This window comes from Spirochaetota bacterium (genome assembly GCA_040756435.1).
Classification (GTDB): Bacteria; Spirochaetota; UBA4802; order UBA4802; family UB4802; genus UBA4802.
In genome coordinates, this window is the sequence record JBFLZD010000001.1 from 16,390 (window position 1) to 40,779 (window position 24,390).

Sequence of the window (24,390 nt, forward strand, 5' to 3'; positions counted from 1 at the left end):
TTATTATGGAAGAGAATTTATATTGAATGGAGATAATTTCTATGCCAGTTGATCCAATGGATGTACAAAAAAAATTAAAAAGCATTAAAGCAGAATACGCTGAAATTCGCTTAAGTGAAAGTTTTTCTACCACGATACACCTTTCAAAAAGGATGATAGAAACCTGTAAAGTCGGCACTTCAACGCAAGGGTCGGTTCGCGTTTATAATAAAGGGTGTTGGGGATTTTTTGCCTTTACTTCTCTTGATATGATTGATTATGCCGTGCAACAGGCACTGCAACTATCGCACATACAAAAAAAAGAAAACGCACCCACATTGTCTTCATTACAAACGAATGTGATTACTGAAAAAACAAAAACACTCATTCCACCTAATACAGTAAGCTTAGAAGAAAAGATGCACTTGCTTACCCAGTACAATGACATATTAAAAGATAGTGAGCTTATAGAAAATACTAATGTATTATACCGTGATTCATTGACACAGTATGTGTTATGTAATACTGATGACAGCATTGTAGAATATGAAAGGTCTTTCTGCGGATTGTCACTATCAGCTATTGCAAAAGATGGGACTGTCATTCAGCCATATGGAGAATCGGATGCCAACTATGCAGGTTTTGAGATAGTAAAGGATAGACACACAATGGCAGAAGAGGTAGTGCGTATTGCAACTGAGCTTGTTGCAGCCCCACAGATAAAAAGTGGTGTATATGACGTGATTGCTGATCCAAAATTATCGGGTGTTTTTATTCATGAAGCATTTGGCCATTTATCAGAAGCAGACTTTGTGTATGAAAATCCACGGATGAGAGAGATAATGGTAATTGGTAAGCGTTTTGGCCCGGATATACTCAATGTTGTGGATGATGGGACGCTGCCGTATGCCGGATATATCCCCTGTGATGATGAAGGTATAAAACCTACAAAGACATATTTGATAAAAAATGGAGTATTACATAGCCGTCTTCATTCGCGGGAAACGGCGGTAAAAATGGGGGAAGAGGTTACCGGCAATGCACGGGCTATTAGTACTTCGGCAAGTCCTATTGTGCGAATGACCAACACATATATAGAAAATGGAGATTCTACAGTTCAGGAATTATTTGAAAAGCTGTGGAATGGCATCTATGTGGTGGGGGCTCTGGGAGGGCAAACAAATTTAGAAATGTTTACCTTTACACCTGCTTATGCGTATGAAGTAAAAAAAGGGAAGAAAACAAAGAAGTTTCGAGAGTGCATGCTTACAGGAAATGTATTTGTAACTCTTGCTAATATTGAAGCAATAGCTAACGATTGTACATTGTTTGGTGGATTGGGTGGTTGTGGTAAACAGGGTCAGGCTCCACTGCCAGTATCTTCTGGTGGACCGCACATATTGATAAAAAATGTTCTTATAGGAGGCAAAGGTGCTGGAAGTAGAAAAACTAAATCTAAGTAGAATACAGGAAACCTGTGCAAAACAAAAAAGTCGCTGGTGGGATGTATTTGTTGAGTATGCAATACATAAAACATATTCATTTAAAAATAATGTTTTTTACGGCGTACGGGAATCAGAAATAAAGGGTTATGGTATCAGGATGAATGTTGATGGCAAAACGGGTTTATCCTTTTGCAATGATATTGCAATGCTTGACTCTGTTATTGCATATGCGCAAGAAACAGCAAATTATGGGGAAATTGAAGAATATGAACTTCCATCAATGCAACCCACTCCTTATGTTGCATGCTATGATGAGAAAATATTTAATAAGAATAGTCAATACTATCTGCATGCATTACAGAAAGTTGTTGATACAATACGTTCTGTTTACAGTGACTGTATGGTTGATGCAGGCTTAGGGTGTGTGGATGGGTATATGCATCTGGTTAATTCTCAAGGTTTTAATAATGGATACCATTATTCACGGCACAGGTCAACAATAACTGCCTTGCGAATATTGCCTGATGGAAGCCGTGTGCAGATTTATGAAAGTATTACCTGGAATAGCGATTTTAATATTGATGAGCTTACTGAACGAATTATACAAAAGCTGGCATTCAGCGAACGCACAGTCAAAATGCCCTTTGGCAATTATAATGTAATTTTTACTCCAAAGGCATTTGGTCAGATAATGGGTGTGGTTCTGCAGGGTTTGACGGGGCGATCAATTGAACGGGGTATTTCACGGTATATTGGAAAATTTGGTGAAAAGGTTTTTGGTAAGCAGTTTACGGTGTATGATAATCCGTTAATTGACTTTGCACCGGGAAGCTATCCTTTTGATGATGAAGGAGTTCCGGCTCAGAATAAAACCCTTATTGAAAATGGGTATGCAAAAACCTATATTGCTCATTTGCAAAGCGCTCATCTTTTGCATACCAATCCTACCGGGAATGCTTCGCGAGGGTATGCTACCTTGCCCCAGGAAAGTTTTAGCAATATTATTGTAGAACCGGGCACTCTATCCTTTAAAGATATGATAGCACAGATGGGAACAGGGATTATTATAGACCAGTTTATTGGCTTTGGGCAATCAAATACACTAATGGGTAACTTTTCAGCCAATTTGGATTTAGCTTGGTTGGTTGTACAGGGTGAAGTTAGGGGGCGATTATCAAATTCCATGGTAAATGATGATGTTACAACGATGTTGAATGATAAAATAGTTCTTTCTTCAGAACGAGAGTGGGGTGGCAATGCCTATCTCCCCTATGTATTGTGCCGTATAAATTATTCAACTACATAATTTTTTATATAAAAGTTTTGACAAAAAGAGTATATATTTCTTGCTTTTTTAGATAACCCTGTTATGTTTGCGATAGAATAAAAAGGAATGTGTAAAAAAGGTATAGTTCGTCCGCTTTAAGTGGAAATATTTATTATTTTAAGATTATAAATTTTCAGGAGAAATGCAATGAAGACTAAAATTACAGAACTTTTCAAGATTAAGTATCCAATTCTACTTTCAGGTATGAGCTGGATAAGTACGCCCGAACTGGTTGCAGCGGTATCAAATGCTGGCGGACTTGGTATCCTTGCAACCGGTGTATTGACAGCCGAGCAGACCCGTGAAGCAGTGCGAAGGGTACGGGAACTTACTAAAAAGCCATTTGCAGCAAATGTTACGCTGTATTTCCCAGGGGCTGAACGCAATGCTGAGGTTCTCATTGAGGAAAAAGTTCCCATCATTAACTATTCGTTAGGTAAAGGCGATAAGATTGCAAAAGCTGTGCATGCATACGGTGGAAAAGTAATAGCCACTGTTACCACACATAAACATGCACTGGCAGCCCAGCGTGATGGAGCTGATGCCCTGATAGTTACCGGGTATGAAGCGGCAGGTCATGGTGGAGCAATCACATCGTTGGTGTTAATCCCTGCAATTTCACAGGCAGTAAATATCCCGGTTATTGCAGCCGGTGGCTTTGCCGATGGCAGGGGGCTTATTGCAGCTCTTGCACTGGGAGCAGAAGGTATATCAATGGGAACCAGGTTTATGAATACCAAGGAAAGCCCTGTGGCTGAAAGTGCAAAACAGGCAAGTATTAAGAGTGAAGTATACAACACAGTGTATACACCAAAAATAGATGGATTGCCAGCACGCTTCATGAAGTCAAAAGCTGTAGAGCGTCTTATGCATAAACACCTTAATCCATTCAGTTCGCTTATACGCTCAAAGAAGATTGCTGACATGCTTGGCTATCCATGGTTAAAACTTGCAGTTGGCATTATGTTTATGGGTCCACAGCGGGCAATTCAGATGGCACGCATGGCAATTGGGTTTGATGCTTTCAAGATAGGAACCATGGATGGTGATTTTGATAAAGGTGTTTTACCATTGGGCCAGGTTACCGGCATTATTAATGATACACCAACAGTGAAACAGGTTGTGGATAGAATAATAAAAGAAGCAGTAGAAATTGAAAAACAACTGGCAAAAAAGGTTAAATAGTACATATCGTTTTATACAGTTGCCAATAAAAAATTATTATGGGGTGGGGTATCTATGCAGAAAGCAACACTAGAAGGGTATAAGGAATTTTGTGCCAGTGAAAGAAGCGTTATCAATATGGTATTATCTCGAGCAAAGCAACGGGGTAATGCAGCCGCATTATCGGGATTTATTGATGGCAAAAAGTATAGCTATACCTGGAAAGATCTGACAGGGATAGTTTATGCGATAGCTCATTTTTTAATTTCTAAAGGCCTGCAAAAAGGGGACCGTGTTGCAATCTTTTCACAGAATTGCCCCGAATGGACATTAGCTGATTTAGGGATTCAGGCTGCAGGGTGTGTCCCGGTACCAATTTATGCAACCAACTCAAAGGATGAAGCAAAGTATATACTTGACGATGCTTCAATCAAAGCAATCTTTACCGGTGATCAGGAACAGTATGATAAGATTTATCAGATACTACATTCAACCAGCTTACAGATGATAGTATCTCTTCAAGAAGCTGTGATAGTAAATGGTGAAAATAGCTTTTATTTTCATGAGATAGTAAAAACTGAAGTTGGTGATGGTAAAAAGACTGTTGATGCCCGTATTAATGAATTATCAAGCAATGACATGCTCACCATAATCTATACTTCGGGAACAACCGGGAATCCTAAAGGTGCGGTACATACGCATGCAAGCTTTTTAGCTGGTATCTATGCATCGGTATTCCGTTTCCCTGAAGCAGGACCGGGTATGGTATCCCTTGCATTTTTGCCCTTAAGCCATGTGTTTGAACGCATGTGGACATATGGCGTATTGCTGAAAGGTGGTGAAAACAATTATTGCCGTAATCCAAAAGACATTATGGAAATTTTGCCATTGTCAAAACCACAGTATATGTGCAGCGTTCCTCGTTTATGGGAAAAGATGTATGCTACAATATTTGACAGGTTAGAAACAGCGCCACCTGCAAAGAAGAAATTGTTTAACTGGGCAACTACTACAGGTATTGAATATGATACCAGAAAAAGAGCTAAACGATTTATTGGGCCATGGCTTGGTATAAAAAGATTTTTTGCTAATGCCCTTGTATTGAAGAAGGTACGTCAGATAGTTGGTGGCAATGTATGGGTTTTCCATGTTGGTGGTGCAGCTATGTCAGCTGAGATAAATGCTTTTTTCAATGGATTGGGGATCCCGCTGGCTCAGGGGTATGGATTAACAGAATTTTTCCCTGTTGCCGTTGGTACTGCTACCACTGCTTATCCAGGTGTCTGTGGGCCCATTCTTGATATTGTTGATGTCAGAGTTTCTGATGAGGGTGAAATTCAGTTGAAAGGCCCCATGTGTATGCAGGGGTATTTGAATAAACCTGAAGCAACTAAAGAAATGTTTACGCAGGATGGCTGGTTTAAAACAGGAGATGTGGGAACCATTGAGGAACATGATGGGAAACTATATATACGCATCACTGACAGGATTAAGGACCTTATAATCACTGCAGGAGGTAAAAATATTGCTCCGCAGGTAATTGAAACAATGTTAGGTGAAGACCTCTACATTGAGCAGGTTGTGGTGGTTGGTGATGGGCGAAAATATATCAGTGCCCTTATTGTACCCAATTTTGAAATGCTTGGAGAATTTGCAAAATCAAAAGGAATACAATATTCTTCCCGTCAGGAGCTAATTTCCAAACCAGAAATTGTTGAATTCTACAACACCAAGATTGAAAAACTTACTGAAAGCCTGGGACAGGTTGAGAAGATCAAAAAGTTTACTTTAATGCCACATGAATTCACACAGGAAAACGGTGAGATTACACCAACATTGAAAATTAGACGTAAAGTGATTCAGCAACGATACAGTGACATCATTGATAAGATGTATGTGGAATAATGTGTTTAAAATTAGTATTTTTTGTATATAAAATTTTTATTGCTACAATAGTAGTGTAACGGTGTTATGTTTCATGGTTATGAGAATAATAATTTTAGTAAATAGGGAGTTATCGTATGAAAACAAGAATTACTGAACTGTTTGGTATTAAATATCCTATCATCCTACCCGGGATGAGCTGGATTAGCACTCCTGAGCTGGTAGCTGCGGTATGTAATGCAGGTGGTACAGGATATCTGGCAACCGGGCCTCTGACACCGGAACAAACACGGCAGGCTATCAGAAGAATCCGTGAACTTACTGATAAGCCTTTTGGTGCAGGTTGTACCCTCATTATGCCGGGAGCACGCGAAAATGCGGAAGTCATGCTTGAGGAAAAAGTGCCTATCATTAATGTATCATTGGGTAAGTGCGACTGGATTGCAGAGCGTGCACATAAATATGGCGGCAAGGTTATTGCAACTGTAGTTACTGAAAAACATGCTCTGGCAGCTGAAAAACAGGGTGCTGATGCTCTTCAGGTAACCGGGCACGAAGCTGCTGCTCATGGTGGACAGGTTACCACCTTTGTTCTTGTTCCGGCGATAGTTGATAAAGTAAAAATTCCTGTTGTTGCTGTTGGCGGAATAGCAGATGGCCGTGGGATGGCTGCTGCACTGGCGCTTGGTGCTGAGGGTATTGGCATGGGTACCCGTTTATCAATGACGAAGGAAAGCCCATTACATAAGAAAACCATTGAAGCACAGCTTAAAGCAGGTATTGAAGATACAATTTATTCCAATAGATTTGATGGAATTTACTGCCGTGTATTAAAAACTAAATCAGCTGAAAAAGCTATACGAAAGGGTATGAGTTTGCCTCATGCAGCCTTAGAATCATATAAAATAGCCAAGATGATGAATATGCCTTATTTCAAATTAGCGTTAGGTGTTATGCTACAGGGGCCAAAGATGATGATTCAACTGGCACATTTTGCTACAGCCTTTGACAAAATAAAAGTAGCAACGGAAAAGGGCGATCTTGATTATGGTGTACAGCTTATTGGGCAATGCCAGGGCCTTATTAATGATGTACCAACGGTAAAGGAAGTCATTGAAAGAACGGTAAAAGAAGCAAAAGCTATATATCAGAAAAATCTGAAAAAATTTTAAGTGATAAAAGAATATTTATTAAAGAAGGGGGCGTCTCAAATGAAATAGTGGGGCACGCAATGACCACAGTGTACGTCACTGCGAGCGCATCGCCTGCCCTGAGTGCTTCGACAAGTTCAGTAACCGCCTGTAGAAGGGCGGCAGTCTCGATACCACGGAAGATGGGATTGCTTCGTCACTTCGTTCCTCGCAATGACAGGAAGGCAAAAGTCATTGCAATGAGGTGTCTTTTGGGCCCCCCTTCTTTATATACAGATTTTATGTATATTTTTTCACAGGATATGATTACTATTATTGTAATATAAACGCATTGAGATGATTGAAAAACTAGTTAAATATATATTGAACATATTTTCTATATAATAAATAATAAATGGTATTAAAAATGTTACTATATTCTGTGTGATAATCATATTGGATAATATGTAACCTCTTATACAACTATCGAAAAAAAATTGCTTAATTTCCTTGACAAAATTATTATGTAAAAATAAGTTTGAACACCAATTTCAAAACAATATATTTTTATTGATTTTTGTTTCTTGATTAATATAAATACCGTGCTACACTTGTAATCTATATAATTTTTAAGTATAACAGCGAAATAATCAGTATTATAGAGAGGATATAATGGGTATTTTGCAGCAAACATTTTCTTTAAAAAAATCTCAGATTGAGAAAAAATGGTATATCATTGATGCAGAAGGCAAAGTTTTAGGCAGGCTTGCAGCAGAGATAGCACATGTATTGCGGGGGAAACATAAACCTGCATACTCGCCTCACCTTGATATGGGTGATAATGTCATAGTAATAAACGCAGATAAAGTGCTTTTGACAGGCAAGAAACCACAGGAAAAAGAGTATTTCTTTCATTCTAAATATCCTGGCGGAAGCAGGTTTGTGAATATCAGAAAGATGCTTGAGAAAAAGCCCGAATATATATTGTACCATGCAGTAAAAGGTATGATGCCAAAAAACAAATTGGCACGACAGCTAATGGGTAATTTAAAAATATATGCCGGCAGTGACCATCCCCACAAGGCACAGAAACCTGAACCTTTAGAATTAAAGTTTTAATGGCTTAAAGAAAATTATTGTTACTAAATAGATGAGGTTATAAAAATGGCAAGTGCAGCAAATTATGCAACAGGAAGAAGAAAATCAGCGGTTGCGCGTGTGTGGTTAAAACCGGGAAATGGTACTATAATAATCAATAATAAACCTATAAACGAATATTTCAGGCGACAAACCCTGGAGTTAGTGGTACGACAGCCACTGGAAGAGGCGGGTGTGCTGAATTCATTTGATGTTGTTGCCACTGTTGATGGTGGAGGATGGACAGGGCAGGCGGGCGCTGTTAAGTTAGGTATTGCCCGATGCTTATCAGCACTGGATGAAAAGTATAAAAAATCCATGCGGCAGGCAGGATTCCTTACCAGGGATTCACGTGAAGTTGAACGCAAAAAATATGGCCAAAAAAAGGCACGGAAAAGATTCCAGTTTTCCAAACGATAAAAAATGGAATGCAGTATATACTTTACAAAAAGGATGCCCGGTGGCATCCTTTTTGTTATATTTGATGAATATCTTTGGTGTGTTATGTTATGATTATACAGGATATTGAATATACTGATCGCTATATTCGGATAACATTGGATACTGGCGAATATTTACGGGTGGACACTGCTTCTGTTCCCTCAGGGTTGCTACGTAGAGGTGGGGCAATTGATATTGATGCATATAATCACTTAAAAGAGGAATCCAGGCTGTTTGAGTGTAAGGAAAAGGCATTATATTATATCAGCATCCGTAGCCGTACTGAGCACGATATAAAAAAATATCTTATAAAAAAGGGGTTTGATAAAACTACCATAGGCCGGGTGATACAGTATTTAACTGAACGGGGACTCATTAATGATTATGAATATGCAGTGCACTATATTCAATCAGTCAGGGAACATAAAGTTATTGGCAATAAAATGTTAGAAAAAAAACTTTTTGAAAAGGGTGTTGATAAAGGGATCATCAAAAAGGCTATCAGGAAAACAGAGAATAAAGAGCCCGATATTGAGCAGGTGTATCAGCTAGCACTAAAAAAGTATAATCAGGTTAAAGAAAAATCCAACGCTACCGTAAAAATGGTAGCATTTTTACAACAAAGAGGCTTTAGCTGGGAAATTATAAAAAAAGTTATGAAACGATTTGGTGATGATTATGAAGAAATACATGATATACAGGAATAATTACAGAAGTTATTTTATACATTAGTATAATTAATATTATTGAAATTGTAACATCGTTTTTTTACATTGTTTTGTACATATGAAGGATTTTATTTTTATCTACAAGGGATGCACAGTATGATGAAGGTACATGATTTGCGGACGTCATTTATTACATTTTTCAAAGAGCGGGATCACAGAATTGTCCCTTCAAGTTCATTAATACCAAAGGATGACCCAACACTGCTGTTTACCACTGCAGGTATGGTGCAATTTAAACCTATGTTTGCCGGTACTGTTGAATTAGAGTATACCCGTGCAGCATCAATACAAAAATGTTTGCGAACGAGTGACCTGGAAAATGTTGGCAAGACCAAACGGCATTGTACCTTTTTTGAGATGTTAGGCAATTTTTCATTTGGTGACTATTTTAAAAAAGAGGCTATTGAGTGGGCGTGGGAATATTCAACTGCTGTGATTGGTTTTCCAAAAGAGAATATATGGGTTTCTATATATATAGATGATGATGAAGCTTTTGATATATGGCACAAAGATATTGGCCTGCCAAAACAAAAGATAGTACGGTTGGGCAAGGAAGACAATTTCTGGGGACCAGCCGGTGATTCAGGTGCATGTGGTCCCTGTTCAGAGCTGTATTTAGACCGTGGGCCTTCATTTGGATGCGGTAAGCCTGATTGTAAACCAGGTTGTGATTGTGAACGATTTTTAGAATTCTGGAATTTGGTGTTCAATCAGTATTTTCAGGATACTGAAGGTGTTCTACATCCACTTCCACGTACCGGCATTGACACCGGTATGGGACTTGAGCGCCTTGCAACTCTGGTACAGAATGTTGACAGTATCTATCAAACCGATGAATTAAAAGGGCTTGTTGATTATATTGTGAAAACACGGAATATTTCCTACCAGGGTGATGCACAGATAGCAGTCAATGTACTTGTAGAACATGCACGTGCACTTACCTTTGCAATATCGGATGGTGCTTATCCATCAAATGAAGGCAGAGGCTATGTATTGCGCCGTATCTTACGGCGAGCACTGCGCTATGGCCGCCAGATTGGTATTCATGAACCGTTTGTGTATACCATTGTTGACCCACTGGTTGCGGCCATGGGGAAACAATATCCGGAACTATCGGACACAAAAGAAAATGTTAAGGCTGTTATAAAAGGTGAAGAAGAGCGCTTTTTAGAAACAATTGAAAATGGCATGGACAGGCTGGAAGAGATTATCAAAACATTAACAAAAAAAGGCGAAACAACGATAAGCGGGAGTGATGTATTTGTACTCTATGACACTTTTGGTTTTCCGGTAGAGATGACTGAGGAGATAGCACGTGAAAATGGGCTTGGTATTGACCGGGAAGGTTTTGAACATAAAATGGAAGAACAGCGAAACCGTGGAAGGCAAAGCTGGAAAGGTACCGAAGGCAGGATTGATGGGGTTGTGGGTGAAATATTAAAGAAAGTTCAGAGCACACAGTTTGAAGGGTATGAAAAATATGATTCAGAATCAGAAATTATTGTGCTGTCAGATTTTGAAGGCCTGAAGACCCATTTGCGTGAGGGGCAGGAAGGAATACTGGTTGTCAAAAACACGCCATTTTATGGTGAGTCAGGCGGGCAGGTTGGGGATACTGGTTATATAATGAGTGATAGCGGAACATTCAGAGTTGTGGACACAAAAAAATCTGGTGACCTTATTGTACACATTGGGCAGGTGGAAAGAGGATTGTTTCAGGAGGGAGCTAAGGTACGGTTATCAATTGATGGTATTAGAAGAAATCTTACCCGTGCCAACCATACTGCAACACATCTTTTGCAGGCAGCATTGCGTCAGGTTTTGGGACAGCATGTAAAGCAGGCAGGTTCACTGGTAGATCCCCAGCATTTTAGATTTGATTTTTCCCATTTTAAAGCAATGACACCTGAAGAGATCCAACAGGTGGAGGCGATAGTTAATGAAAAAGTTTGGGCTGCATTGCCGGTGAATACTGCAAATATACCATTGCAGGAAGCCTTAAATCAGGGTGCGATGGCAGTATTTGATGAGAAATATTCTGATATTGTCAGGATGGTTTCTATCAGCGATTTTAGTAAGGAATTGTGTGGTGGGACGCATGTAGACAATACAGGTAAAATTGGTGTTTTCAGAATAATGCGTGAGTCCTCACCCGGTGCAGGCGTACGAAGAATTGAAGGCGCAACACTAAAGGGGGTATATGAGCGGCTGATTCATGAGCATTCGATAGTAAGAAGGATTATGGGGTTGCTGGAAGTAAATGAGTCAAATATTGAGAAAAAAATTGCTGAAATGCTTGAAAAAGTTTCCTATCTGGAAAAGGAACTGGAAAAGACTAAAGCTGCTGGTTTGAAGGATGTAGCCAGGGAGCTATATAGTAAAGCAGAGCTCATCAACAGCCTGAAATTTGTGAGTGCATCATTGCAAAATATGGATGCTGAAAGCTTGCGTACACTGGCTGATTATATACGGGAGCTTTCGGATTCCGTAGTAGTGTGTTTAGCTTCTTCAAAGGAAAATAAGGCATTTATTATTGCTGCAGCAACTAAAGGTGCTATTGATAAAGGTATTGATTGCGGTGCTATTATCAAAACTGTTTCCAAAGAGATTGGTGGCGGTGGTGGCGGTAGAAAAGATCTGGCACAGGCTGGTGGTAAATCACCTGAACATATTGCAAAAGCACTTGCAAAATGCAGGGAAATTGTATTGCATAGCAGTAAATAACATAAATGCAAAAATGTAATTAATTTCTTGAAATACCTACCAGCCGTGATATATAAATAGTTATATTTAAATTAATATATTCAGAGGGGTTATTATGGGTGAGCTTAAAACAATGGTTCAGTATTTTTATGATACCTGCGGCAGATTTCCTGAACGGCCTGCACAAAAATTCAATAGTAAGCTGTATGATGACAATAATGGAATGTTTACGTATGCAGAGTTAAAAGATCGTGTAGAGGATATAGCCTGTGCATTGATGAAAATAGGGTTCCCCTACAAAGGCAGAGCTGCAATTATGGCGCCAACAAGCTATATGTGGACACAGGTTGATATTGCCATTGCCTGTGCTGGTGGTGTCAGTGTAACAATTTATCCTACATTATCTGATTCTGAAGTCACATACATTATGAAGGATTCTAAGTCCACAGTGATATTTGTGGGCAATCAAGAGGAACTTGATCAGATAAAACGGATCGGGAAACAGTTGAAAGACCTTAAAACTGTTATTGTAATGGATATATCATTTACCGGTGATAACAAGAAGATCTATGGTATTAAGGATTTTATTGCCATGGGTAGAGAGTGGCGGAAAAATGCAGCAAATTATAAGAAGTACATCAAACGGAAAGATAGTATAAAATTGGATGATTGGTTCACTATACTGTATACTTCTGGAACAACCGGACAGGGAAAAGGTGCTATCATAACACACTGGACTGGTTCATCACGGTTAGAAGGCACGGTAGCATATTTCCAGAAATATAACTTTGATGTAAATGAGAATGATGTGACACTATGCTATCTACCACTATCGCATGTATTTGATCGCGGTTCCTGTCAATGGCTTGCCTTAACAAAAGGTGCTTTAATATGTTATGCTGATAAACCTGCAACCTTAATTGAAGACATGCAAAAATATAATCCTACATGGATTAACTGTGTTCCACGATTGTATGAAAAAATTTATATTACTATGCAGCAGGCAATGGCAGAAAGCACATTGAAGAAAAAGCTGTTTGACTGGGCAATTGGTGTAGGTTTGCAGGCGCTTGAATATCGCAAAGATGCTAATGGCTGCTACAACATGCATCCAGAGTTTGATTTGAAATCTAAATTGCCATTGGGTTTGAAAATAAAGTATTCAATAGCTGATAAACTTTTTGCCAAGGTGCGTGGTTTATTTGGAAACAGATTCCACCATTCATTTTCAGCAAGTGCAGCAATATCGCCTGATTTGCTGCGGTTCTATTATGCATTGGGTCTGGCTGTTGTTGAAGGGTATGGTTCAACGGAAAGCTTCAATGCAGCAGTGCTTAATCCAATTACTGCTTGCAAGCCAGGTTGTATGGGCAAAGAAGCCAATGGTAGTAAATGCCGGGTAGCTGCTGATGGTGAATTAGAACTTTCAGGTGCTGGTATATTTAAAGGTTATCTCAACAAACCAAAAGAAACTAAAGAGGCATTTACAAAAGATGGCTGGTTTAAAACGGGTGATGTAGTAGAGTTAACGCCTGATGGATATATTAAATTTGTTGAAAGGAAAAAAGGAATAATATGTACTTCAATTGGCAAAAACGTTGCACCTGCAAAAATTGAGAATCTCTTTTCAACCAGCAGCTGGGTGGAACAGATTTTCCTTGTAGGTGATGAAAAGCCATTTATTACAGCACTCATTGTGCCTAACTTTGCAAACTTTATGGCGTTATTCAAACGTGAATGTATTGCATATGATGAATCAAAATTGGTATATGAGAATATTGGCGGGATGCAGATATGTACAAAAGTTGGCGATGATTTCATTAATAATAAACGTTTGCAGGAACTGATAGACAATGATGTAAAAGAAGCAAACAAAAGACTGGAAAAATTTGAAGAAGTCAAACGCTACACCATACTGAACCAGCGGTTTACCGAATCAAATGGTATGATTACTCCAACGCAGAAAGCAAAGAAACGAGTGATTATCCAGGTCTATAAAGATGTTATAGAGAAGATGTACGAATAAAGTAAAAAAATAATTAATGCTCTTGCCGTTTTTGTATGGTAAGAACATAGTTCATTCATCAAATAAAAAAAGGCAGGTTTTGCAACCTGCCTTTTTTAGTGCTTAATACAAATATTAGATGTAATCACACCCTTCTAAAAGAATCTTTTCAGCTTCTTCCTTATAGGCATCCATTACATACGGTATACCAGAGATTTTTGCTGCTTCTTCAGTGAGGGCCATAAGGTCGCTTCGTGAAATAGTATCAATTCTGAAATTACGGCTACCAGCCATAAGCTGCTGTAATCCAACTTTTATTTTCTGGCTGAATGTGTAAAGACCTATTGCTCCAAGTGGGAAATTATCTACTTCTTTTCCGTATTTAGCCTTGAGTTCTTCGTAGCATACAAAGATTTCTTCTTTCGTTGCACCATGCTGAGCAACATTCTTTGGCAGGTTATTTTCTTTTAACCATTTTTCAATATTTTTCCCAACCATACCAGGAATCATCAGTGCGCGTCCCATACAAACTGCTTTGAAATATGGGGATCCCATTGCTAAGACTTTGAAGATGTGGTCTTCAGTTGAAAAACCACCAGCCATTGCTAAATCAGGAACCCACATGCCTTTTGCAGCCATTTTCTGAGCCATATCATACGCCATACACTGGAGATAGAATGTAGGAACGCCCCACTCTTCCATCATGCGCCATGGGCTCATACCAGTACCGCCACCAGCACCATCGATTGTTAAAAGGTCAATCTTTGCTTCAGATGCCCAGCGTAATGCAGCTGCTAATTCCTTTTGTGAGTAAGCACCTGTTTTTAATGTCACGCGCTTTGCACCCAATGCTCTCAGCCGTTCAACTTCCTGCAGGAAAGCATCTTTGCTTATGAATCCTAAACGTGAGTGGCGCTCAAATTCTTTAATTGCCCCATCCTTGAATGCTGCTTGAATAGCAGGGATAGTTGGGTCGGGAGTTACTATATAACCACGGTTTTTCAGTTCAATAGCTCTTTCAAGGCTACGTACTTTTATTTCACCGCCTATACATTTTGCTCCCTGTCCCCATTTTAATTCAACGGTTTCTACTCCAAGCTGTGAAAGGATGTATTCAGCAACACCTAAATTGGTATCTTCAACATTCATCTGTACCAGAATATCACCAGCTTCTGCTTTATACTTTTTGAATGTCTCTACACGGCGTATCATTTCAGGGGATTTTGTAACCTTACCATTTTTGTCTCTTTCAAGACCGGGATCAATCCCGCAAACATTTTCGCCACACACTATGGCTATGCCTGAGATTGCAGCCCCAACCGCAAAATGCTCCCAGTTAATGCGAGCAATGTCGGTTGAACCCAATGCACCGGTAAACATTGGCACTTCTAACTTAACCCTGTTTTTTGTGCCAAAATATGTTTCAGTGGATACCATGGGGAAACGTGCTGTTTCAGGGCCAGGATTAAGAAGACCCTTTGCTCCTGCAGCATACCCTTGAATATTGAGGTGAGAATAATCAACAGGATAATCTTTGTCAGCTCCTGCTGTTATTTCCCCAAATGGACCCGGGTACAGAAGCTCGCGTCCTCGCATGGTTGCCTGGAATACTTCGCAATTTCCAGTACAACCGTCCAGACAGCGAGAACAAATACCTGATTGTGGTGCAACATTCCGTGAGCGGTTAGCAGTGCGGGTTGCATCGTTTGAGTTTGGTCGTGATAAATTTCCCATATTCTTGCTCCTTAGAATAGTTTGTAGAATATATTAAAAAATATTATTTGAAAGGCACTGTTTTGGTATGAAAAAAACGTGATATAATGATTACATATTACTTTTGTGCTATTGATTGAAATTCTATGTAAAAGTCAAAATATTTAATATCCATGAAATATAATTTCCTAAAAATTTAACATATTTGTAACATGAAGCAAAGTATTTGGAAAGAATATTTTTAAATAATAATAAAATAAAATTTAATACTGATTTTTCCTTGCAATAATGGGGTATAAATAATATGGGAACTTCTAAATACTATTATTTTGGATGTTCCCTTGTGGGCACAATATATATATATGATAAAACCACTTTCTATTATATGAATAATTACGGAAGAAAGCAGTTTTTAGAGGTGCCAATAAAAATTAAAAAAGCGATAGTACCTTTTTAAAAAAATGAATAAATTGTATTGAAAATTCCAGGATTTTAAGTATTTTAATGAATAGTTAAATATCAATGTATGGAGCAATTATGTATACTATAATTCAGAACACCAAAATATCCACAAATGTGGGAAAGATAGTAATTGAAGCACCTTACATTGCACAGCATCGCAAGGCAGGTCAGTTTGTCATAATAATAGTCGATGAAGTGGGAGAGCGAATACCTCTTACTATTGCGGACGCAGATAAAGAAAAAGGCACCATTACCCTGTATTATCAGATTGTGGGGACTTCTACCCATAAACTATCGCTTAAAAAAGAAGGTGAGGAGCTTTACAATGTTGCCGGACCATTAGGGCATCCCACAGACATCCATAATTACGGGACAGCGGTGTGTGTGGGTGGAGGCATTGGCATTGCTGCGGTGAATCCAATTGCTGTGGCAATGAAAGAGGCGGGTAATTATTGCATAAACATTATTGGTGCACGGAATAAGGAATTATTAATACTGGAACAGGAGCTGAAAGTAAAAAGTGACCAAATAATTGTTACTACCGATGATGGGTCATATGGTATCAAAGGGTTTGTTACTGATGAATTAAAAAAGATTCTTGATTCAAGGAAAGTTGATATTGTGGTGGCAGTGGGTCCTGTACCCATGATGAAAGCGGTAAGTGAGCTTACACGCACCTATAATGTAAAAACGCTGGTTAGCCTGAATTCAATTATGGTGGATGGCACCGGCATGTGTGGTGGGTGCAGGGTAACAGTTGATGGCAAAAAGCAATTTACCTGTGTTGATGGACCCGAGTTTGATGCCCATTTAGTGGATTTTGATGAACTTATGAAGCGGCTTAACACCTATAAGGATCAGGAAAAAGAAAGCTTTGAAAAACACACATGTCAGCTGGAGAAATACCATGGCCGATAAAATTCCAAGACAAAAGATGCCTCAGCAGGATCCAGCCAAACGGATCCATAACTTTAATGAAGTTCCTTTGGGGTATGACGAAAATACAGCAGTGCTTGAAGCAAGCCGTTGCCTGCAGTGTAGGCGTCCTACCTGTGTGGAAGGGTGTCCTGTGAATATTAATATTCCGGGATTCATCAAAGCATTGAAAGAGGGGAATCCACTGGAGGCATTTGCTGTTATAAAGCAGACAAATTCGCTGCCGGCAGTATGTGGTAGGGTTTGTCCGCAGGAAGACCAGTGCGAAAAATTGTGTGTATTAGCCAAAAAAGGAGAGCCCGTTGCTATCGGTAATTTAGAACGATATGTTGCAGACTTTGAGCGTGAAAAAGAGCATTATGCATTTCAAAAGGTAAAAGCAGAAAAAGGGAAAAAAGTTGCAATCATTGGTTCAGGGCCGGCGGGGTTAACGGCTGCAGGAGATTTAGCCCGTATGGGGTACAGTGTTACGGTATTTGAGGCATTGCATAAGGCTGGTGGGGTGTTGGTATATGGGATTCCTGAGTTCAGGCTGCCAAAAGATATAGTACAATATGAGGTTGATGCTCTTAAAGCTATGGGTGTTACCATAGAACTGAGCAGAGTAATAGGCACTGCGGAAACCGTCAATGACTTGTTGTCATCAGGTTTTGATGCGGTATTTGTTGCAACAGGTGCTGGATTGCCGTTATTTCTGGATATACCAGGCGAAAATCTTCAGGGTGTGTACAGTGCCAATGAATATTTAACACGATCTAATTTGATGAAAGCGTATCGTTTCCCGGAGTATGATACGCCAATTGTTAAGGGTGATAGGGTTGCTGTTGTTGGTGGTGGGAATGTTGCTATGGACTCAGCACGCACGGCCCTGCGCCTGGGCAGCAAAGAAGTATATATTATATACCGTCGTTCCAAAAAAGAGATGCCTGCACGAATTGAAGAAGTTGAGCGCGCCGAAGAAGAAGGGATTATCTTTAAGCTTTTGACAAATCCGGTGCGGTTTATAGGTGATGAAAAAGGCAGGATTAAAGCGGTAGAATGTATTCAGATGGAATTAGGTGAACCTGATGCTTCCGGAAGGCGAAGCCCCATACCTGTTAAAGGGTCAGAGTTTATTATAGATATTGATGTGGCAATCATTGCAATTGGCAATGGTCCAAATCCCTTAATACCAAAAACTACACCGGGGTTGGATACAACGAAACGCGGCAATATCGTTGCTGATCCCCAAACTATGAAAACCAGCAAACGCGGAGTGTTTGCTGGTGGTGATATTGTAACTGGGGCTGCAACCGTTATTCAGGCAATGGGAGCAGGAAAAAAAGCGGCAAAAGCTATTGATGAATATCTTTCAACTGGTGTGTGGTAGAAACCAGAATCTTTTCTTGTTCCTTTGTTGGTATACGTTTTTTATTTTTATACATGATTGCATTGGCAATGGAATTCCAGTTATTCTGGAACATGTAACGAGGAAGTTCCAGTGTATTGCATGTAAGGGGCAATGAAACAGAGCCCCACGTAATGGTGAATGCATACGTATAACCAGCCCGTGTCAGGGCCTGTTTTCCAATATCTGTTACAACACCAAAGGGGTACACAAAGGTATCAACGGTAATGCCTAATTTTTCTTCCAGCATCTTTTTTGATTCAAATACTTCTAAGGTAAAGTAGCGATAGTTTTTAGTATAGAGTTCATCATTGATAAACAAATGAAAGTAACCATGAGAAGCTATTGCACATCCTTCCCTGGTTAATTGCTGTAATTCTTCCCAGGTTAAAACGTAAGGCTTTTTCCCAATTATAAATGTATTAATGCCAAGTAGTGGCTTGATGCCTAAAGGCTTTAATACTGAATAGTATGCATCAAGAACCGTCCGGTGGCCATCATCGATGGTAATAAGGATATTTTTATCACCACTGACTTTTCCGGATTTTATATCAGCAAATGATATAAAAGAAAATCCATGAGAACGCAAATCAAGAAGTTGTTTTTGAAATTCTTGTAGTGATATGTCGTATTTAATTTTTTTCCCCATAAAGGTATGATAAACAAGTACGTATACCTTATTGCTGGCATAAAGTGGTGAAAGTGATAAGAAAAATAATACGGTAATGAAAATAAATCTCATAAGTCTTCCTTTAAAAATTGTGTGATATCCGTTATTTTTGTCATTTCTCATCATACATTATTGGGATGAGAAATGCCGTATAATCAATTGAAAAATTTTTTTACACCTTCTCAATGTCCACGGCGTGATTATTTATAATAATTTCATTGTGCTAAGAACAAAGAGATTTTGATTTATTAACAGTATCTATCGGTACAAATAAATATAACTATAAAAGAAATATCAAACCAGAACTGTCAACATAAAAGTTTATAATTATGCAATTATTGTAAAGCATAGTGAAGCAATTGAATTGTGATTGACGGTAAATAATTATCTGTTAACATATTATAAAATACTATATAAATGGGGGTTAGCCATGAAAATTAGTTGTATTGAATTATACCATGTTTCCATACCTCTGCGCTATACATTTTGGCCAACGTGGATACCCGGGTATCCACAGACACATAACCGATTTACATTGATAAAGCTTATAACTGATGATGGCATAGAAGGGTATTCAGCCGGCTCGGCAATGGGTAAAGAGCGCGAAGGGTTGGGGGATCTTTTAGCCGGGTATATCATGGGAACTGATCCAAATGATATTGACCGTGTTCAGAGCCTTTTAAAACAGGCAGGGTATTTGGGGTGGAGGAATTTCTGGATAGAGCCGGCATTCTGGGACATTATAGGCAAAAGTAAAGGCAAGCCTGTCTATGAACTGTTGGGTGGCAATGCACGCCCTATTGAGGTATACTGTTCAACCGGTGAAATGCATGATCCGCAAAGACGTGTTGATGAAATCTTAACATTAACTGAGCGTGGATTTAAAACATTTAAACTGAGGGTAAAAAATAAAGAACTTAAAGACGACATACGCCATATTGAAATAATATCAAAAGGTGTTGGCAATAAAGTAAAACTGGGAGTGGATGCCAACCAGGGGTGGCCAGTTTCAATAATTGACAGGGTTCCAGAATGGGATTTGAAACGTGCAAAAGAGTTTGTAAGAGCATGTGAGGCCAATAACATTGTGTGGCTTGAGGAACCACTTGATTCCCGTGATTATGATGGGAATGCAGCGTTAAAGCGTTTTGCTAAAAAAGTAAAAATTTCAGGTGCAGAACTCAACTACGGATGGGATGAAATTAAGATAATGTTTGAAAAGGACTGTTTCCATATATATCAGCCCGATGCAACGTTTGCCGGTGGCATTGCACAGGTAAAAAAAGTTATTGATACATGCCATGAGAAAAAGCGTGAATTTTCACCACATACATGGACCAACGGCATTGGATTTTATATTGGCTGGAATATGGTTCTTGCTGATACTAAAAACAAACTGCCATTGGAATATCCGCTTGAAGAGCCTTCATGGGTACCTGAATACAGGGATGGCATCATTGAGCCAATTATTCCGGATAAAAATGCGATGTTGCAGCCATTTACACGCCCGGGACTTGGTTTTGAGATTGACAAAAAATTGCTGTCAAAATATGGAAAGCGGTATTTCCGGATGACTGAGTTTGGTTTAAAGATTAAGGTGATACGTGAAAAAGGTTTGAAAGAAGCTCTGGCACTCAAAAAACGCAAGGAAGGACAATAAATGCAAAAACAATTGTCTATTGGTAGTGAAGGATTAAACTACAATGTTTGGGTAAAACAAATAATTGATGGTATTGAAGGGCGTTGCATAAATATATGAAGCGAATACGTATTGTCGATTGTTTACGAAGTAATGTCCCTGTTAATGACTGCACCGTAGCCGGATGGGTGCGAACAAAACGGGAATCCAAAGAAAATATCTTTATTGAAATTAATGATGGCTCCTGCTTATCAAACCTGCAGGTGGTGGTGGGTGTGGGCGATAGTTATTTTGATACAGCCCAAAGGTTGCATACGGGTGCAAGTGTGTATATACAGGGCAATCTGGTGCCATCCCCTGCTAAAGGACAGAAGTGGGAACTAAAGCCCACTGTTATTACTGTGTTTGGCGATGCTGATCCTGAAAGCTATCCCTTGCAGAAAAAACGGCATTCATTTGAATTTTTACGCGAGATTGCACACCTGCGTCCACGAACTAATACCATGGGTGCCATTATGCGGATCCGCAATCAGGTATCGTATGCCATTCATACCTTCTTTCAGCAAAAAGGATTTTTGTATGTCCATACGCCCATTATAACTACCAGTGATTGTGAGGGTGCTGGTGAGATGTTTCAGGTAACCACGCTTGATTTGCATAATCTGCCGGTGGTTAACGGGTCAATTGATTATGCTCAGGATTTTTTTGGTGCAAAGGCAGCATTAACAGTCAGTGGCCAGCTTGAAGGGGAACTGTTGGCCATGGCCTTAGGGGATATTTATACATTTGGCCCCACATTCAGGGCCGAAAATTCCAATACCACACGCCACCTTTCCGAGTTCTGGATGGTTGAGCCCGAGATGGCGTTTGCAACGCTTGAAGATGATTGTTCCTTGGCAGAAGAATTTTTGCGATTTGTTTTTAAGTGGGTGCTTGAAAAGTGCCAGGAAGATATGCAGTTTTTTAATGAGCGAATAAAGCCGGGGATCATCCAGAATTTAGAATTAATTGTTAACAGTTCTTTTGAGATAGTTCCCTATACCGAAGCCATTGAAAAATTGCAGCAATCCAGAGAATCATTTGAATTTCCCGTACACTGGGGGATGGACCTGCAAACCGAGCATGAACGCTGGTTAACTGAAAAATATTTCAAAAAACCAATAATAGTTATACATTATCCAAAAGCAATAAAAGCTTTTTATATGAAGCTTAATGACGATAATAACACTGTAAGGGCAATGGATGTATTGGTACCGGGTGTTGGCGAGATTATTGGCGGAAGTGAGCGTGAGGACCGATACGATGTGTTGATTGCACGTATGAAAGAAATGGGATTAAACCCTGATGACTACTGGTGGTATTTAGATATACGGAAATTTGGCTCAGCACCACATGCTGGGTTTGGTCTGGGATTTGAGCGCGCAATTCAGTTTATTACCGGTATGCAGAATATACGTGATGTTATACCATTCCCCCGAACACCGGGAAATGCACGATTTTAGCAGGTGGATAGTATATGAAAATAGCAATTGGCAATGATCATGCAGGTGTTGAACTGAAGCAATATATCATACAGCATTTTAATGAGCATGATTTTATTAATGTTGGTACTGATGTCACACAATCATGCGATTATCCTGATTATGTAAAATTAGTTGCTGAATTGGTACAAAAAGGTGAGGCAGATTGTGGCATAGCAATATGCGGTACAGGCATAGGTGCATCAATTGTTGCTAATAAACATAAGGGTATTCGTGCTGCACTGTGTACCAATGAGTTTATGGCTACCATGGCACGAAGGCACAATGATGCAAATGTTCTGGTGCTGGGTGCACGGGTTGTTGGAATGGATTTAGCTATTCACATAACAGCAGCATTTTTGGAAGGGATGTTTGAAGGTGGCCGCCATCAGCGCAGGTTAGATAAAATTACACAGATAGAAAAAATACAATGAAAAAGTTCAATATAAAAAACTATTATGCTGTCATCGGTATTGTTTTTCTATCAGTGTTGTGCATTGCATTGACGTATGATAGCACCTACCATGTTATGTTTACATCTGAAGGCCTGGACCTGTTTAATGCAAAAAAAATTAAACTACAAGGAAATCAATCTGGATTTTCTATAGCAAAAATAAATTATAAAGATTCCGTAAATCCACTTGTTACCGATTTATTGATTACCTTTGATAAGGATTTTCCCACAATGGTCAAGGATGATACTGGCCATTATGCAATACGCTATGCGCAGTACACATATTCAAAAGAAGATATAGAAAACGAAGGGTGTGCATATTTTTTCCATAAAGATCACCGTGTTGAAATACAAACTGCAAAGAATAATTGGCTAACTAACTGCACTGATTTAGGATCGTTCACCTTGGAGGCAAAACTGAAGCTTACGAAATACAGTCCTCAGGCGGTAGTGCTTTCGCGTATTGGTTATTCAGGTGGCAAACAGGGTTTTGAGATTCTGTGTGTAAATGATAAGCTTGCAGTGCGGTTTTATAAGATGTTTTATAAAAAGGATAATGTGCCGGTTGATGTTTTCTGTCACCGCTCACCGTCTCTTGCATTAAACACCTGGTACCATATTGCGGTTAGTTTTGATAGAATATCGGGAAAATTAGAAACCATGATCAATGGGGATGTTGTAGAAACTATTTTCTGTACAGAAAGTGGAGAGCCGTTTGTTGATGTTATGGTGCCACGGTTTATATGTCAGGACATACCGATTGCTGTGGTGGGCAAGCATTTTTATGGATTCTTAGATAAAGTAAGGATTGCCCAACGATATATTCAGGATTTAGAAAAAGAAACTGAAATAGCAAAGACACAATTCAAGGCAATAACCTATAATCAGAGAGACACTATAAACCGTGAGGGTATCATCACAAGCCCCGTATATACATTCCCGGACTATGGGACCATGGTGACGCTTTTTCAATGGGATGAAAAGTTACCTCCATCAACGTTTATATGGATGGAATTCAGAATCAGTGATGCATTTTTCAAAGCAGATGATGAAACGCCTCAATGGTTTAGAATAACAAATAAGCAAAAAAATATATATCTGCACAGAGTTGGCAATGAATATCTCAGAGGGAAATTTTACCAATGGCGGGCACATTTAATAGCTTCGCCTGATGGATACAGTGCTCCGGTTATCTACAATATTGGATTACAGTATGCATTGGATACAGCTCCACAACCACCGATTTTTGTTACCGTCGATTTGGTTGGGAACAATATGATCACACTGAAGTGGAAGAAGAACGTTGAGTATGACATACTGGGATATAATATTTACTATGGAGTAAAAAGCAAACAATACGATGGCATCATACGAACTGTTAACGGCAAACGTATTTCCAATGAACTATCGGATACAAATGGATATATTACAGTAACACTAACAAATGATGTCATTGAAGAAAACCGTGCCAATGATACAAAAAACTTTTTAACCTTTCCAATATTAAAGAATAATGTTCTGTATTTTTTTGCAGTGACTGCCTATGATTCATATAAACCTGATACCATGTTTAATCACGAATCAAAACATTCAAAAGAAGTAAGCGCCCGCCCTGATCCCGGATCAGATATTAAGTAGAACGAAACTTCAATTATACTTGCAATTG

Annotated in this window: 19 protein-coding genes; 17 read left to right on the plus strand and 2 right to left on the minus strand. The window is 39.2% G+C overall.

Going from position 1 to position 24,390, the window contains the following annotated elements; translation table 11 throughout:
* Positions 1-41 precede the first annotated feature (41 nt).
* The 10 genes from AB1444_00085 to AB1444_00130 all read left to right on the plus strand — a co-directional run bounded on the left by AB1444_00085 (position 42) and on the right by AB1444_00130 (position 13,964).
* Complete coding sequence (locus AB1444_00085; protein ID MEW6525045.1) at positions 42-1,442, plus strand: TldD/PmbA family protein; 1,401 nt, start codon at positions 42-44, stop codon at positions 1,440-1,442.
* Positions 1,411-2,730, plus strand: a complete 1,320-nt coding sequence (locus tag AB1444_00090; protein MEW6525046.1) for a TldD/PmbA family protein — start codon at positions 1,411-1,413, stop codon at positions 2,728-2,730. The genes AB1444_00085 and AB1444_00090 overlap by 32 nt, the downstream gene beginning before the upstream one ends.
* 168 nt (positions 2,731-2,898) lie before the next feature.
* Positions 2,899-3,936 carry a nitronate monooxygenase gene (locus tag AB1444_00095; protein ID MEW6525047.1) on the plus strand — a complete coding sequence of 346 codons (1,038 nt, stop codon included), beginning with the start codon at positions 2,899-2,901 and terminating at the stop codon, positions 3,934-3,936.
* Positions 3,937-3,990: 54 nt separating this feature from the next.
* Positions 3,991-5,820 (plus strand): long-chain fatty acid--CoA ligase, encoded by a 1,830-nt coding sequence (locus AB1444_00100; protein ID MEW6525048.1) that lies wholly within the window; start codon positions 3,991-3,993, stop codon positions 5,818-5,820.
* Between the two features lie 116 nt (positions 5,821-5,936).
* Entirely contained in the window at positions 5,937-6,971 is a 1,035-nt protein-coding gene (locus AB1444_00105; protein MEW6525049.1) for a nitronate monooxygenase, read from the plus strand.
* A 630-nt stretch (positions 6,972-7,601) separates the two neighbouring features.
* Positions 7,602-8,048, plus strand: a complete 447-nt coding sequence (gene rplM, locus AB1444_00110; protein ID MEW6525050.1) for a 50S ribosomal protein L13 — start codon at positions 7,602-7,604, stop codon at positions 8,046-8,048.
* A 45-nt stretch (positions 8,049-8,093) separates the two neighbouring features.
* Positions 8,094-8,486 carry a 30S ribosomal protein S9 gene (rpsI, locus tag AB1444_00115; GenBank protein MEW6525051.1) on the plus strand — a complete coding sequence of 131 codons (393 nt, stop codon included), beginning with the start codon at positions 8,094-8,096 and terminating at the stop codon, positions 8,484-8,486.
* 89 nt (positions 8,487-8,575) lie between these two features.
* Positions 8,576-9,214: a regulatory protein RecX gene (locus AB1444_00120; protein ID MEW6525052.1), complete on the plus strand. Its 639-nt coding sequence runs from the start codon at positions 8,576-8,578 to the stop codon at positions 9,212-9,214.
* A 117-nt stretch (positions 9,215-9,331) separates the two neighbouring features.
* Positions 9,332-11,959 carry an alanine--tRNA ligase gene (alaS, locus tag AB1444_00125; protein ID MEW6525053.1) on the plus strand — a complete coding sequence of 876 codons (2,628 nt, stop codon included), beginning with the start codon at positions 9,332-9,334 and terminating at the stop codon, positions 11,957-11,959.
* A gap of 94 nt (positions 11,960-12,053) precedes the next feature.
* Entirely contained in the window at positions 12,054-13,964 is a 1,911-nt protein-coding gene (locus AB1444_00130; GenBank protein MEW6525054.1) for a long-chain fatty acid--CoA ligase, read from the plus strand.
* Positions 13,965-14,078: 114 nt separating this feature from the next.
* On the opposite strand, the gene AB1444_00135 is transcribed toward AB1444_00130, so the two are convergent.
* Entirely contained in the window at positions 14,079-15,677 is a 1,599-nt protein-coding gene (locus AB1444_00135; GenBank protein ID MEW6525055.1) for an FMN-binding glutamate synthase family protein, read from the minus strand.
* Between the two features lie 283 nt (positions 15,678-15,960).
* On the opposite strand from AB1444_00135, the gene AB1444_00140 reads away from it, so the two are divergent.
* The 3 genes from AB1444_00140 (at position 15,961) to gltA (ending at position 18,423) form a co-directional block, all read left to right on the plus strand.
* Complete coding sequence (locus AB1444_00140) at positions 15,961-16,113, plus strand: hypothetical protein (GenBank protein ID MEW6525056.1); 153 nt, start codon at positions 15,961-15,963, stop codon at positions 16,111-16,113.
* A gap of 80 nt (positions 16,114-16,193) precedes the next feature.
* The gene (locus AB1444_00145; GenBank protein MEW6525057.1) at positions 16,194-17,036 is read left to right on the plus strand and encodes a sulfide/dihydroorotate dehydrogenase-like FAD/NAD-binding protein; all 843 of its coding nucleotides are present in this window, start codon (positions 16,194-16,196) and stop codon (positions 17,034-17,036) included.
* Positions 17,026-18,423 (plus strand): NADPH-dependent glutamate synthase, encoded by a 1,398-nt coding sequence (gene gltA / locus AB1444_00150; GenBank protein MEW6525058.1) that lies wholly within the window; start codon positions 17,026-17,028, stop codon positions 18,421-18,423. The genes AB1444_00145 and gltA overlap by 11 nt, the downstream gene beginning before the upstream one ends.
* On the opposite strand, the gene AB1444_00155 is transcribed toward gltA, so the two are convergent.
* A complete protein-coding gene (locus tag AB1444_00155; protein MEW6525059.1) occupies positions 18,389-19,183 on the minus strand; it encodes a polysaccharide deacetylase family protein in 795 nt (264 codons plus the stop codon). The two genes, gltA and AB1444_00155, sit on opposite strands and share 35 nt — an antisense overlap.
* A gap of 358 nt (positions 19,184-19,541) precedes the next feature.
* Here AB1444_00155 and AB1444_00160 point away from each other — a divergent pair, with 358 nt between their 5' ends.
* From AB1444_00160 to AB1444_00175, 4 genes are all read left to right on the plus strand, one after another.
* Positions 19,542-20,771, plus strand: coding sequence for a mandelate racemase/muconate lactonizing enzyme family protein (locus AB1444_00160; protein ID MEW6525060.1), 1,230 nt, complete (start codon positions 19,542-19,544; stop codon positions 20,769-20,771).
* A gap of 95 nt (positions 20,772-20,866) precedes the next feature.
* Entirely contained in the window at positions 20,867-22,252 is a 1,386-nt protein-coding gene (asnS, locus tag AB1444_00165) for an asparagine--tRNA ligase (GenBank protein ID MEW6525061.1), read from the plus strand.
* A gap of 14 nt (positions 22,253-22,266) precedes the next feature.
* A complete protein-coding gene (gene rpiB / locus AB1444_00170; protein ID MEW6525062.1) occupies positions 22,267-22,704 on the plus strand; it encodes a ribose 5-phosphate isomerase B in 438 nt (145 codons plus the stop codon).
* Positions 22,701-24,362: a LamG-like jellyroll fold domain-containing protein gene (locus AB1444_00175; protein ID MEW6525063.1), complete on the plus strand. Its 1,662-nt coding sequence runs from the start codon at positions 22,701-22,703 to the stop codon at positions 24,360-24,362. Before rpiB ends, AB1444_00175 begins: the two co-directional genes overlap by 4 nt.
* Positions 24,363-24,390 lie beyond the last annotated feature (28 nt).

What these genes read in the sequence shown, in the direction of transcription:
- AB1444_00085 (MEW6525045.1), top strand. Translation starts at nt 42, where the DNA reads ATGCCAGTTGATCCAATGGATGTACAAAAAAAATTAAAAAGCATTAAA.
- AB1444_00095 (MEW6525047.1), top strand. Translation starts at nt 2,899, where the DNA reads ATGAAGACTAAAATTACAGAACTTTTCAAGATTAAGTATCCAATTCTA.
- AB1444_00100 (MEW6525048.1), top strand. Translation starts at nt 3,991, where the DNA reads ATGCAGAAAGCAACACTAGAAGGGTATAAGGAATTTTGTGCCAGTGAA.
- AB1444_00105 (MEW6525049.1), top strand. Translation starts at nt 5,937, where the DNA reads ATGAAAACAAGAATTACTGAACTGTTTGGTATTAAATATCCTATCATC.
- rplM (MEW6525050.1), top strand. Translation starts at nt 7,602, where the DNA reads ATGGGTATTTTGCAGCAAACATTTTCTTTAAAAAAATCTCAGATTGAG.
- rpsI (MEW6525051.1), top strand. Translation starts at nt 8,094, where the DNA reads ATGGCAAGTGCAGCAAATTATGCAACAGGAAGAAGAAAATCAGCGGTT.
- AB1444_00120 (MEW6525052.1), top strand. Translation starts at nt 8,576, where the DNA reads ATGATTATACAGGATATTGAATATACTGATCGCTATATTCGGATAACA.
- alaS (MEW6525053.1), top strand. Translation starts at nt 9,332, where the DNA reads ATGATGAAGGTACATGATTTGCGGACGTCATTTATTACATTTTTCAAA.
- AB1444_00130 (MEW6525054.1), top strand. Translation starts at nt 12,054, where the DNA reads ATGGGTGAGCTTAAAACAATGGTTCAGTATTTTTATGATACCTGCGGC.
- AB1444_00135 (MEW6525055.1), bottom strand. Translation starts at nt 15,677, where the DNA reads ATGGGAAATTTATCACGACCAAACTCAAACGATGCAACCCGCACTGCT.
- AB1444_00140 (MEW6525056.1), top strand. Translation starts at nt 15,961, where the DNA reads ATGGGAACTTCTAAATACTATTATTTTGGATGTTCCCTTGTGGGCACA.
- AB1444_00145 (MEW6525057.1), top strand. Translation starts at nt 16,194, where the DNA reads ATGTATACTATAATTCAGAACACCAAAATATCCACAAATGTGGGAAAG.
- gltA (MEW6525058.1), top strand. Translation starts at nt 17,026, where the DNA reads ATGGCCGATAAAATTCCAAGACAAAAGATGCCTCAGCAGGATCCAGCC.
- AB1444_00155 (MEW6525059.1), bottom strand. Translation starts at nt 19,183, where the DNA reads ATGAGATTTATTTTCATTACCGTATTATTTTTCTTATCACTTTCACCA.
- AB1444_00160 (MEW6525060.1), top strand. Translation starts at nt 19,542, where the DNA reads ATGAAAATTAGTTGTATTGAATTATACCATGTTTCCATACCTCTGCGC.
- asnS (MEW6525061.1), top strand. Translation starts at nt 20,867, where the DNA reads ATGAAGCGAATACGTATTGTCGATTGTTTACGAAGTAATGTCCCTGTT.
- rpiB (MEW6525062.1), top strand. Translation starts at nt 22,267, where the DNA reads ATGAAAATAGCAATTGGCAATGATCATGCAGGTGTTGAACTGAAGCAA.
- AB1444_00175 (MEW6525063.1), top strand. Translation starts at nt 22,701, where the DNA reads ATGAAAAAGTTCAATATAAAAAACTATTATGCTGTCATCGGTATTGTT.